Source organism: Crocosphaera sp., from assembly GCF_030064895.1.
Taxonomy (GTDB): domain Bacteria; phylum Cyanobacteriota; class Cyanobacteriia; order Cyanobacteriales; family Microcystaceae; genus Crocosphaera.
The window spans coordinates 1-12,338 of sequence record NZ_JASJEB010000003.1 but is presented as its reverse complement, the minus strand read 5'-3'; the positions used below and the strand labels follow the sequence as shown (position 1 = coordinate 12,338).

10 protein-coding genes are annotated in these 12,338 nt (G+C 36.1%); 7 read left to right on the top strand and 3 right to left on the bottom strand.

The features are described 5' to 3' along the window. The first annotated feature begins 103 nt into the window (after positions 1-103). A complete protein-coding gene (locus tag QNJ66_RS01160) occupies positions 104-250 on the top strand; it encodes a hypothetical protein (RefSeq protein WP_366146267.1) in 147 nt (48 codons plus the stop codon). Positions 251-472: 222 nt separating this feature from the next. After that, positions 473-1,060, top strand: coding sequence for a ParA family protein (locus tag QNJ66_RS01155; protein ID WP_300502228.1), 588 nt, complete (start codon positions 473-475; stop codon positions 1,058-1,060). Here the strand turns inward: QNJ66_RS01155 and QNJ66_RS01150 are convergent. Genes QNJ66_RS01150 through QNJ66_RS01140 form a run of 3 tightly spaced genes read right to left on the bottom strand, consistent with a single transcriptional unit; the run spans position 1,052 to position 7,642 of the window. Beyond that, positions 1,052-2,893: an EAL domain-containing protein gene (locus QNJ66_RS01150; protein ID WP_300502226.1), complete on the bottom strand. Its 1,842-nt coding sequence runs from the start codon at positions 2,891-2,893 to the stop codon at positions 1,052-1,054. The two genes, QNJ66_RS01155 and QNJ66_RS01150, sit on opposite strands and share 9 nt — an antisense overlap. Positions 2,894-2,901: 8 nt before the next feature. Continuing rightward, positions 2,902-5,007, bottom strand: a complete 2,106-nt coding sequence (locus tag QNJ66_RS01145) for an EAL domain-containing protein (RefSeq protein WP_300502224.1) — start codon at positions 5,005-5,007, stop codon at positions 2,902-2,904. A 49-nt stretch (positions 5,008-5,056) separates the two neighbouring features. Continuing rightward, positions 5,057-7,642 carry an EAL domain-containing protein gene (locus QNJ66_RS01140; protein WP_300502222.1) on the bottom strand — a complete coding sequence of 862 codons (2,586 nt, stop codon included), beginning with the start codon at positions 7,640-7,642 and terminating at the stop codon, positions 5,057-5,059. A gap of 171 nt (positions 7,643-7,813) precedes the next feature. Between QNJ66_RS01140 and QNJ66_RS01135 the strand changes: the two genes are divergently transcribed. From QNJ66_RS01135 to QNJ66_RS01115, 5 genes are all read left to right on the top strand, one after another. Next, positions 7,814-8,515 (top strand): hypothetical protein, encoded by a 702-nt coding sequence (locus QNJ66_RS01135; RefSeq protein WP_300502221.1) that lies wholly within the window; start codon positions 7,814-7,816, stop codon positions 8,513-8,515. A 29-nt stretch (positions 8,516-8,544) separates the two neighbouring features. Next, complete coding sequence (locus QNJ66_RS01130) at positions 8,545-9,108, top strand: TIGR04376 family protein (RefSeq protein ID WP_300502219.1); 564 nt, start codon at positions 8,545-8,547, stop codon at positions 9,106-9,108. A 78-nt stretch (positions 9,109-9,186) separates the two neighbouring features. After that, complete coding sequence (locus QNJ66_RS01125; RefSeq protein ID WP_300502217.1) at positions 9,187-9,339, top strand: hypothetical protein; 153 nt, start codon at positions 9,187-9,189, stop codon at positions 9,337-9,339. A 227-nt stretch (positions 9,340-9,566) separates the two neighbouring features. Then, the gene (locus tag QNJ66_RS01120; protein WP_300502216.1) at positions 9,567-9,896 is read left to right on the top strand and encodes a CU044_2847 family protein; all 330 of its coding nucleotides are present in this window, start codon (positions 9,567-9,569) and stop codon (positions 9,894-9,896) included. 13 nt (positions 9,897-9,909) lie between these two features. After that, on the top strand, positions 9,910-12,234 hold the full coding sequence (locus tag QNJ66_RS01115; RefSeq protein WP_300502214.1) for a trypsin-like peptidase domain-containing protein: 2,325 nt from the start codon (positions 9,910-9,912) through the stop codon (positions 12,232-12,234). Positions 12,235-12,338 lie beyond the last annotated feature (104 nt).

Below are 12,338 nucleotides of genomic sequence, written 5' to 3'. Positions count from 1 at the left end.
CTTATCTACACAAAACTAGGATCAAGGAGATAAGTTTCGTTTCTATAGTTCTCTTCCTACTTTTCAAGAATATATTTTAATCGCACAAGATAAACAATTAATTATGCACTATACCAAAACAGCAGAAAGTAATTGGTTAATACAAGAATACGAAGATGAAAAACCAATAATTCAATTAACAACTGTTCCTATAAAAATAAATATCAGAGATGTTTATGAAGGAGTAAATGTGGGAGAAACGGAAATCTAAGCAAGAAAAAAAGCCTTTAAGAGTCTGGCCATGTTTCGACCTCAAAGGCTTTTGTCTTTCGTTCTTACTCCTCACACACACTCTAGTTGAGACGCAAAGCCAACAAAATAAGTTTCTTATAGGTGACCATTTTTTAACTGTCATTAGAAAAAAGGGGGTCAAGGTAGTGTAATCTAGGAACGGGAAGAAATATATAAATTCGGTCAATCAGTAAACTAGATCATGATCATTTCTATCACTGCTTTAAAAGGGGGTGTCGGCAAAACCACCACTTCGATCCATCTCGCTGCTTATTTACAAGGAAAGGCACCTACTTTGCTGATCGATGCCGATCGCAACCGTTCCGCGCTAATTTGGTCTAGGGAGGATAAACTGCCGTTTCATGTGGCATCCCAGGCAGGCTCAACCAGTATTATCCGTAAATATCCCCATATTATCGTTGATACGAGGGCTAGACCGGAACCAGAAGAATTTAAGGATCTCGCTGATGGCAGTGACTTATTAATTATCCCCACAACCCCCAATCATTTAGATTTAGACGCAACCTTTAAGGCCGTAGAACAGTTAGAGGCTCTTAATGCTAATTTTAAAGTATTGTTAACCAAAGTAGATGCTCGTACCAAAAGCGCACAGGAAGCGAAAAAAAGATTAAAAGAAGCGAACTTACCTCGCTTTAAGACCTCTATTCCTCTTTTAGTTGTCTTTGAAAAGGCTTCTCAAAAGGGTGTTATTACTAGAGATTATTCCAGTCCTACTTCTAAAGCTGCTTGGTATGCTTACGAAGCAGTGGGTAGAGAAATTTTACCCTAAATTGTCAAAAAATTCTGCATGATTAAGGGTTAAAAATTGGCTAGTTTCTTCAACCGAAAGGGGTTTACTAAAATAATAACCTTGCATGGTTTGACATTGTAAATTATGTAAAGTATTCAGTTGTTGTTGGGTTTCTACTCCTTCAGCAATCACCCTCATATTAAAACTTTCTCCCAAAGAAATCAAGGCAGAAACTAAAGTAGTGTTATTAGGGTTATCATCCATTTCTTTGATTAAAGAGACATCAATTTTAATCGTATCAAATGGTAGTCGATGTAGATGACTAACAGCAGCATAACCAATGCCAAAATCATCTAAGCAAACCCTAACTCCTAAGCTTTTTAATTCTCTTAAAACTTGATAAGTTAGTTTGATATCTTTTAAAATAACTGCCTCCGTAATTTCCAATTCTAACCATTGGGGATCGAGACCTGTAGAAGTTAATATTCCATCAATGATATCAACTAATTGGGGATGATAAAATTGGGCCATAGACAAATTAACCGAGACTAAAATAGAAGGTAACTGATTAGTTTGCCATGCTTTATTTTGTGTACAGGCCTTTTCTAAAATCCAGCGAGTTAAGGGGACAACTAATTCTGTTTTATCCACCCAAGGTAAAAATTGTTTAGGAGGAACTAAACCATATTTTGGATGTTGCCAACGGATAAAAGCTTCCACTGCTTCCGTTGTTTTGCTATAGGTATTTAATTGAGGTTGGTAATATAAACATAATTCTTCTTGGTTTAATGCTTCATAAAGTCGCTTTTCAATCTGTGATAATGAGGCATTCTTTTTCCTTGAATTCTCTTTAATAAGGTTACAATCACCTGTTTTTTTATGATAACTTAGTTGAGTTTCTGCATAATTAAAAAGATCTTGAGAAACTTGTCCATTTTTAGGATAAATAGCCATTCCCAAATGAGTTACCAAAGATTGAGTATTATTTTCAACAGTAAAAGGATATTTTAGTTCTTTAATAATCCGTTGAGTAATTTTATATAAATTATCCTCTTCTTTAATATGAGGTAATAAAATAGCAAACTCATCCCCTCCCCAACGAGAGACGATATCCCCAGTTCTTACACAATCTTTTAATCGTTTAGCAATTGCTTGTAAAAAATAGTCTCCAATGGTATAACCAAAAGCATCATTAATTTTACTAAAACCTTTAATATCTATCAAAAAAATTGCTATACAATTTTTATTCCGCTTAGCATTAGTGACTGCGATAGATACATATTCATTGAATAGAATACGGTTAGGTAATTCAGTGACAGGATCAAGATAAGAGTCCTCTTGAAAAGTATCATCATTACTTAAATCTTTAAGAGAAGAATTGGAATCTACTAAGATAAAAGTCGATTGTTCAGCAGTATCTTCTAAATTTGGTTTTGCTGCTTGTTTAATAGGTCTAAGTACCGATTTCTCTAATTCCTTCGCTGTATCCTTATCAGTAAAACCAGAGGAAACTTTAGAAATAGAAACTGTGTGGTAACTCGCATTTACTTCACAACCAAAATTAATTAAATCCCCATCTTTGAGTTCATGAAATGAACATTTTTCTCCATTTACAAAAATACCATTTCTGCTTTTTACCCCATCTAAATCTCCATCTAAAATCCAAAAACACTCTTCATTTGTTTTGCGGTTAAATTTTTTAATTAAAGTAGCGTGTTTTCGAGAAACTTGTTTAGAATAAATAATAATAGAATTACTTGAATGTCGGCCCAGAGAATATTGCGACTCTTCTAAGGAAATACTTCGACGACAGTTACTATCTTCAAGAACCAAGATATAACGATTCTCGACATTTTTTTTGTTTTGATTCATCTTGATTTTCACACCTGACTTAAAAGTGTCGTCACATCGTTAGGTTTGAGGGGACGACTAAACCAAAATCCTTGAATCTCTCTACAGTTGAGTCCTTGTAAAAGTTCTAACTGTTTTAAAGTTTCTACCCCTTCAGCGATGACCCTAAGATCAAAGCTTTGCCCTAAAGCAATTATAGCAGAAACAATCGCCGTATTTTGAGGCTTATCTGATAAAGTTTGGATGAAAGATTGATCAATTTTCAGAGTCGTAATAGGAAACTTTTGTAAATACCCCAAAGAAGAATAACCTGTCCCAAAATCATCTAAAGAAATTTGTACTCCTAATTCCCTTAGTTTCTGTAAATTTTTGTGAGAAAAATCTATATTTTTTATCATTGCTGTTTCAGTAATTTCTAAATCTAAAAGATGAGGTTCTAAACCAGTATCTTCTAAAACCTGGGCCACAATATCAACTAAATTTGGCTGTTGAAATTGTATTGTAGATAAATTAACAGCGATAGGAATAGGAGAGAAACCTTGTTTTTGCCAAGCTTTATTTTGCAGACAAGCTGTTTTTAGAACCCAGATACTAATAGGAATAATTAGGTCTGTTTTTTCTGCTAAAGGAATTAGTTTAAGAGGAGATACATGACCTAGTTCTGGATGATACCACCGTAAAAGTGCCTCCATTCCACTAACTTTATTGTTGGTCAAATTTAATTGAGGTTGGTAATGTAAAGATAAGCTTTCTTCTTCCAAGGCTTGATATAAAAGGTTTTCTAATTTTAATAATAAAGAGGCTTTAGAGGTCATCGTAGAACTATAACTATAACAACGATAATGATTTCTCCCTCGTTCTTTAGCCCTATATAGTGCAGCATCTGCATTTTTTAGGAGGGTTTCTGCATCATGACCATCTTGAGGATAAATAGCAATACCGATACTGGTTTTAATATGTAGTTGATGACCTGCAATTTCAAAAGGTTGCTTGAGATCATCTAGAATACGTTGTGCTAAATTAATAGTATCTTCTGGCGTATTAATTTTAGGTAATAATAAAGTAAATTCATCCCCTCCCCAACGGGATACAACATCATTAGTTCTTACACAAGAACTTAACCTTTGAGCAAAACTTTTTAGTAATTGATCTCCAACTTTATGACCTAGAGTATCATTAATATTTTTAAAACAATCTAAATCAAGAAAAAGCAAGGCCATTAAGTCCTTATTATTCTTGGCTTTAACCAACGCAATTTCCAATTTTTTATCAAAATAATTACGATTAGGTAAATCAGTCAAAGTATCATAAAAAGCCCGATATTCTAATTTTTTTTCCGCCTGTTTTCTAGCAGTAATATCAAATAAATAACTCCTAATCAGTTGATGTTCTGATAAATAATGGACATACTGTTCAAAAACCTCTGACCCAATGATAACCTCTCTTAACAATAAATTCCCTTGTATGTTATGAACTTCTGAAAGTAAACCGGCTAAAACAGGATGTTTTAACTTTTCTTGTTCAATACTTTGAAACTTGATATTAGCGGCAGGATTAAGATAAGTTAAATGACCTGTAAAATCAATTTCAACAATAGGATTAGGACTTAATTCAGGAAAAGAAGCCAGTCGAATCAAATCATTCCGATCTCGTCCTTGTAAACTCTCCTCATTAATTAAAGTTGGCTGATGATTGTCATCAGCAATCATGGTTTCCATGACTGTTTCTTCCTCTACTTCTAATTGTTTGGGATCAAGAGGATTAAATAAATCAATATCTAAAGCCGTAGAAATAATATAATAACTGACCTTAGCCTTCGGACCAAAAATAACCATATTACCATGTTTTAAATTATGAGATAGTTCTAGCTTCCCATTAATTAATAAACCATTGGTACTGCGATTACCTTCTAAATCTCCATCAATAATCCGATAAGAATAACTATCTAATCGGGGACTGAGTCTAACTCGGACAATCGTAGCATGGCGACGGGAAACAACTTCTTCATAGATAACAATATCATTACTTGATTCTCGGCCAACACTATAGGTGGCCTCCTCTAAAGCAACGATACGTCGCGCTTTTTGATCCTCAATAACAAGAATATGACGAAAGGATGATAGATTGTCCATCATAGATACACAAACAAAGGCTATTCCTATTGTTCCCAGAACCGTCTAGAAACTAACTATCTATCATCGGTAAAGACATAGAATTTGCAGAATCTATATAATCGTTTCTCGCAATTTTACTTAGTAGTTCTGTTGCTTCTTTGGTAACTAAAGGACGACTAAACCAATAGCCTTGAATCTCGGTACAATCGAGATTTTCTAATATTTTTAATTGTTCAGAAGTTTCCACTCCTTCCGCAACAACACGCATATTAAAACCTTTTCCAATTGCTAAAACCGCAGCAATTAACCCTAATTCTTCCGAGGTTCCTCGTAAGTCTCGGATGAAGTTTTGATCAAGTTTTAAAGTACGGAATGAAAATTGTTTGAGGTATCCTAAAGAAGAAAAACCCCGTCCAAAATCATCCAAGGCAATACGAACTCCTAAATTTTGTAGATCCTGTATTGTTTTACGAGCCAATTGTAAATTTTGCCGTAAGGTTGACTCGGTGATTTCTAATTCTAACCATTGAGGATCTAGACCGGTTTTATCGAGAATACTGGCTACCACTGTGGCTAAATGGGGTTGTTGAAATTCCTTTGCCGATAAATTGACTGTTACAGGAACTGGGGGTAAATTATCTTTTTGCCAAGACAAATTTTGTTCACAAGCTGTTTTTAAAACCCATTTACTCAAATGTAAAATTAGGTTAGTTTTAGCCGCTAATGGTAAGAATTTTTGAGGCATAATGACCCCAAAAGCAGGGTTTTCCCAGCGCAACAATGCTTCCATCCCAACAATTTTTCCAGTTTTATATTGCAGTTGAGGTTGATACTCAAGGAAGAATTGTTTCTTCTCTAAAGCTTGATGTAGAAGACTCTCTAAACGCAATAACATTTCTGCTTCTGCGGTGAGATGGGGACTGTAAAATTGATAGTGATTTTTTCCTTGTTCTTTTGTCTGATATAAAGCCGTATCTGCATTTTTTAATAATTTCTCTACATTGTCTCCATCTTGGGGATAAATAGCAATACCAATACTACATTTAATTTGCAGACGATGTTCATCCAAAATAAAGGGAAGTTGTAGGTTATCAAAAATACGTTGGGCTAATTTAACGGTGTCTTCTGTGTTTTTAATTTGAGGTAATAATAAAACAAATTCATCACTTCCCCAACGACTCACCATATCTCCTGCACGAATACAAGAACTTAATCTTTCCGCAAAACTTTTTAATACTTGATCCCCCAAAGAATGACCTAAAGTATTATTAATGTGGATAAAAGAATCAAGATCAATAAACATAACTGCCAGTAAATGTTCATGGCGTTGGGCATGGGCTAAAGCTGTTTCTAATTGCTGCTTAAATAGTTGTCGATTGGGTAAATTGGTTAGAGGGTCATGGAGGAGTTGATATTGTAATTCTTCTTCTGCTTGTTTTCGGTCACGAATATCGCGCACAATTAAACACAAAATCTCTTGTCCTTGATAGTTAGTTAGGTTAATTTTGCCAGCAACTGCTAACAATGAACCATTTTGATGACGGTGAAAAGCTTCTCTAATTATGTAAGGATTTTCTGGAGTGATTTGTTTTAATATTTTGTTAAAAGTATCTTTTTTTGTTTCTAATAATTGATAAAGATTACAACCAATAATTTCAGCACTACTATAGCCTAATAATTTACAATAAGCTTGATTTGCTTCAACAATATGCTTTGTATCTGGATTAATCACTAAAATTCCTTCTGTACTTTGCTCAAAAAAGAAACGATAGCGGTCTTTTCCGGTGACTAACTGAATTTCTCTTTTACGATACTTTGTAATCTCAAATAAATAACTTCTTAAACATTCACTTTCTTTTAAATAATGAATATGCTGTTCAAAAAAACTTTGCTCAACTTGTATTTCTCTAACAAAAGAAGTTCCTTCTGTTGGAGTTCTATTACCAATAAGATTTTGTAAAATCGGATGTAATGCTTGTAATTTATTCAAGTCAGGAAACTTTATCTTTGCAGCTGCATTGACATAGACAATCTGCCCTTTAAAATCAACTTCTATAATGGGATTGGGATTAGAATCAGCTAAAGATACTTGATTTTGAAAATGTTCTGAAGCGTTTTTTTTCTCCTTATTCTTCAATGCCATTGTTTCAGGTTGTTCTTCCTGATCTTCCTGATCTTCCTCATCTTCTAAGAAAATTTCATCAAGAGAAGCAACTGGATTTTCACAGAGTAAATCTTCTAAAGGTAAAGAACTATTAAGCTCTTTACTAGGATCTGAATCTTGTAATAAAGCTAGTTCAGAAGAATCAGCAATTATATGATAGTTGGCTTGACATTGACTGCCAAAACGAATTAAATCTCCTGGGGCTAAATCATGAGATAGACAATTTTTCCCATTGACAGCTATGCCATTGGTACTTTTTTTTCCCTCTAAATTACCGTCAATAATCCGATAACAGGGTTGATCATTCTTGGTAGTGTTATCATCAATCTTTAATAAAGTCGCATGATGACGAGAAACTTGGCGATCGTATAACAAAATATTACTATTGGGATCGCGACCAATGGAATAAGTATTATCTGTTAAAGGGACAATACGTCGAGATTGTTGATCGGCGATTACTAACAAATGTCGGACTTCTGAAACATTACTCATCACGGTTTATCGAGAGCAAGGACATATACTTATAACATTCCCGAAAACCTGACTGAAACTAACATCATCCTTAAGCGTCTTTTTTTTGGTTCCCTTACTTTGGCAATCTTTAAGGCTGCTAAAGTTAAGATAATAATGATAATTAAGCTATATCGGTGAGGAGAAAATCCTGTGCATCCAACTCAAAGCGATCGGAAAATACCCAAACATCTTGATAAAGTCTTTTTCGGGGCTGCCTGTGTTTACTTTTTATTGGCTTTAATGTGGGCATTGTATTATTTATCTGAGCAAAAAGAACAAAAAACGGAACAATCTAACCCTAATCCTGATAATGCTGAGTTCATCGCTTATTTACAACAGTCTTTGAACGTTATTAACCAAACGTCAACCGCAAAAACTTTAGTCAACCCTGAAGATAAAAAATCCTCAACCCTGCCTATCCAACCCCCTTCACCTCCTACCCCAGAAAAGGTAATAGAACGGATTTATGTGCCAATGTATCCCCCCAATCAGTCAAACTTCACTCCTCCTTCTCTACAACCTCCTTCTCCACCTAGTAATAACATTTCTCCTGCCCCTCCTTTACGTCCCCCTACTGCTGTCTTAAACCCTGAGCAAAATACCGTTTCTATCCCCCCAGAAATTGCTATTAATAACCAACTACCCCAAAATACTGGCCACCAGTTGGTAGGGGTTTTGGAATCGGGAGAACAATCAACTGCTATTTTTACCTTCAATGGAATCAGTCGACGCTTTGAGATTGGGGAAGCTGTGGGTAGTAGTGGTGGTATTCTGATGGGAGTGCAAAATCAACAAGCCATTATTTATCACAATGGTCAGACTAAATATGTGGAAGTTGGACAGGGTTTTTAATTGAAATATTAGAATTTATTATTGCTGTTATGAGTATTTTTGATGATTTCAGTCGCTTTCTAGAAACACGCTTAGAAGAATTCCTGAAAAATAATCCCCATTTGGAATTACAAGCTCTTTTGGAACAATTAAGAGAACAGGAAGAAGAAGCCCTAAAATTAATTGTTGAAAAGGAAGGTCAAAAAAAACGTCTAGAAGCTGATATTTTATCTTTAGCTGAAGATATTCAAGCTTGGCATAAACGAGTAGCTAAAGCTAAAGCTGCCGGACGTTTAGATTTAGCTCAAAGGGCCCAAGAAAGAGAGGCAACTCTCTTGCGTCAAGGTAATCAATTATGGGGCCAAATGGAAGCAGCTAAACAACAACTTGCTAATGGAAAAACCTTATTAACTCAAATTAGAAAGAGAAAGGAGGAATTACAAGCTAAAGCAAGGCAAGCTCAAGCCAATCAAGCTAAAACTGATTATGATACAAAGGGATGGAATGAGAAAATTAATTATAATACCTACAATAAGGCTAATGACCCCCTAGAAGTAGAGTTTCAAAAGTGGGAATTAGATGATGAGTTAGATCAATTAAAACGTAATATGTAAGTTGAATAATGGACAATGGACAATTATATGTAGTATGTTATAGTAGAATGTAGTATATGAAAGAAGAACAGAAAAATTATGCGCATCAAATCATGGGAATCTCCCCGTAAAATGAATCGGCGTAATGATAAGGGTCGTCTAGCATCTGCTAGATTAAGACAGCTTAAAAAACGCAATAAACAATTAAAACAGGATCTCAAAAATTCTGATAGCAATAATTGTGGTAATTAAAGAGTTGGGATATTGATTATGATTACAAAACAAGACATTATTCACCGCATTGAAAAAATACCAGAACCGATATTAACCACAAGATTAAATTATATAGAATTAAGAAAGAGTCATGAAAATTATCAAGTTTCTGACTCTTTTTTATTTAGTTTATCCAGTCAACAATTTTTCGTATATACTTTCTATAACAAAAGATAGAAACTGCAATAAGCGAGCAGATAAAAACAGTGAAACCCTTGATAAAATATTCTCTCGATGGCGATGACTCGATTCTAGTAGAAGTAGAGGAGTTGCCGACATCCGAGGTCGATGAAGGACTGGTAGCAAATTACCCTGGGCAACAAGTGGTTGTTCAAGCTCAAACTTCCTTTGCCGATGCGATGGATAAAATTAAGCCTGTAGCTGCTAATATTATCGGTAAAGTCCGTGAATTGAAAGACTCTCCTGATGAAATAGAGGTAAAATTCGGGGTAAAGATGACGGCTGAGATGGGTGCGATTATTGCTTCTGCTAATGTGGAAGGCAACTATGAAATTACCTTAAAGTGGAAGAAGTGAGATGTAGTGAATCATGACCTTTCAACGACTAGAAGCGATCGCCAGAATTCGTCGAGCCAATGACAAGGTGGTTGGTGCTGGTTTCCTGGTATCTGATAAGCACATTCTCACCTGCGCTCATGTGGTTAATGCAGCATTGGGAAAACCTTTAAATGCGATCGATGAACCCGATAAAGAAATCTGTTTAGATTTTCCCTTAGTAGCATCGGGAAAAATTCTTAAGGGGAAAGTTGTTCGCTGGATACCTGTTCAACCAAGTTCTTCTATTCTGCCAGAAACGGGAGCAGATATGGCTTTATTAGAACTGGAAAGCCCTCTGCCAGAAGGAATCCAACCCATACGATTGATTACAGCAGAAAACCTCTGGAAACATCCCTTTCGAGTTTTTGGCTTTCCCAAAGGGCAATCATCAGGAGTCTATACCGATGGCATCATCAGGGAGAAACAGGGAAATGGTCGAGTGCAAATAGATGTCTTACCCTCTTCTGCTTATCGTATTGAGCCTGGGTTTAGCGGTTCTCCCGTCTGGGATGAGCAGCTAGATGGGGTAGCAGGAATGACTGTGGCCATTGATAGTGGGCGACCAGAAAATAGGGCAGCTTTTATTATTCCCACCACTCAGCTTATTAATGCTTGTCCAGAATTAGCAGAGCAAGCGATTCCCCCTTGTCCCTATCGGGGTTTGTTTGCTTTTAGAGAGCAGGATGCTCAATATTTCTTTGGACGAAAAACTTTTACTGAAGAATTAGTTATAGCAATAGACAGGCTAGTTAGGACACATAAATTATATTTTAAGGGAACAGGGAACAGGGAACAGGGAACAGAAAAATGTCCTAATAGCTTTGGCGACTGCTATAAAGCGGTGCAGAAACAGTCTCTAGTGCCGGTAATTGGAGCATCTGGGAGTGGAAAGTCTTCGGTGGTGTTTGCAGGGTTAATTCCTCAGTTACGTTCCCAAGAAGGTTGGTTAATTGAGTCATTTCGTCCAGGTAATCGCCCTTTATATAATTTGATCAAGAAGTTAGTTTCTTTGCGGAAAATCAAGGAAATAGATCCTCTAACTCAAATGGAAGAAACCCTAGAAAAGATTGAGCAGGGAAAAAGAAAGTTACGAGATGTCATCGAGGATGTTCTCGAAAGGAACAAATGTACCCAGATATTGCTCATAGCAGACCAATTTGAGGAACTCTACACCCTTTGTCAAGATAATTCAGAACGCCAGTTATTTCTAGATCAATTATTGGAAACAGTCAATCAGACAGAGAATTTCAAGCTTGTTCTTACCTTAAGGGCTGACTTTTTTGGCTATGCTCTTTCTTATCGTCCCTTTGCTGATGCTTTACAGGATGCTGACCGAAAACTGGGTCCGATGAATCATGAAGAACTCCAAGAGGCCATTGAAAAACCAGCCCAACTACTGGGAGTAAGACTGGAATCTGGGTTAACAGAGCGTATTTTAAAAGCAGTGGAGAAGGAACCAGGAAACTTGCCATTGCTAGAGTTTGCGTTGGAAAAAATGTGGGCAAAACAGCAAAATGGTCAGTTAACCCATCAAGCTTATGAAGACATTGGGGGTGTGGAAAAGGCACTGGCTAAATATGCACAAGAACAATATGAAGATTTGAGTGAGGAGGATAAAGAAAAAGCGCAACAGGTGTTTATTCAGTTGGTACGTCCAGGAGAAGGAACAGAAGATACTCGAAGATCAGCAACTCGTGATGAGGTGAGAGAAGATAATTGGGATTTAGTGACAAAGTTGGCTTCCGCTCGTTTGGTGGTAACGAATAAAATCGAGAAAACTGATGAAAAAGAGGAAACTGAACAAGAAATCGTTGAGATTATTCATGAAGCATTGATTCGAGAATGGGGAACGCTACGAGATTGGATAGAGAAAAATCGGGAGTTTCGTACTTGGCAGGAAAGACTTAAGGTAAGAATACAGGAATGGGAGACGAGTGAAAGAAATGATGGAGCATTATTACAGAATGTCCCTTTAGGAGAAGCAGAAGTTTGGTTGCAAGAATCTTCGGACAATTTGAGCAAATCTCAGCGAAATTATATTGAGTTAAGTTTAGAATTGCGTGATAGGAAACAACAAGAAGAAAAAGCGCGCCGTAATCGTGAATTAGAACAAGAAAAAAAGGCTCGCAAGGCAGCTCAAACTCGCACTATAGTGGCATTGATGTCAACGTTGGTGGTGGGTGCATTTGGTATTTTTGCTAATTTTCAGCGACAAGAAGCGGAGAGAAAAACGACTATTGTAACCTTGAGGCAAAAAGCCATCGAAATCAGAAATCTTTTATCTCTAAAATCAGAAAGAGTTAGAGACTGTTTGTAAAGAAAAGATAAAGAAATTAGGCGGCACAGATTTGTGGTTATAAAACTATGGAATAAGTTTTTATGACAGTTTTATGAAGAGACGTTCTTATCCGTCAGATATAT

Bases quoted from the DNA above. Each gene is read 5' to 3' on its own strand.
- QNJ66_RS01140 (WP_300502222.1), bottom strand. From the start codon at position 7,642: ATGAGTAATGTTTCAGAAGTCCGACATTTGTTAGTAATCGCCGATCAA.
- QNJ66_RS01115 (WP_300502214.1), top strand. From the start codon at position 9,910: ATGACCTTTCAACGACTAGAAGCGATCGCCAGAATTCGTCGAGCCAAT.
- QNJ66_RS01160 (WP_366146267.1), top strand. From the start codon at position 104: ATGCACTATACCAAAACAGCAGAAAGTAATTGGTTAATACAAGAATAC.
- QNJ66_RS01155 (WP_300502228.1), top strand. From the start codon at position 473: ATGATCATTTCTATCACTGCTTTAAAAGGGGGTGTCGGCAAAACCACC.
- QNJ66_RS01125 (WP_300502217.1), top strand. From the start codon at position 9,187: ATGCGCATCAAATCATGGGAATCTCCCCGTAAAATGAATCGGCGTAAT.
- QNJ66_RS01145 (WP_300502224.1), bottom strand. From the start codon at position 5,007: ATGATGGACAATCTATCATCCTTTCGTCATATTCTTGTTATTGAGGAT.
- QNJ66_RS01130 (WP_300502219.1), top strand. From the start codon at position 8,545: ATGAGTATTTTTGATGATTTCAGTCGCTTTCTAGAAACACGCTTAGAA.
- QNJ66_RS01150 (WP_300502226.1), bottom strand. From the start codon at position 2,893: ATGAATCAAAACAAAAAAAATGTCGAGAATCGTTATATCTTGGTTCTT.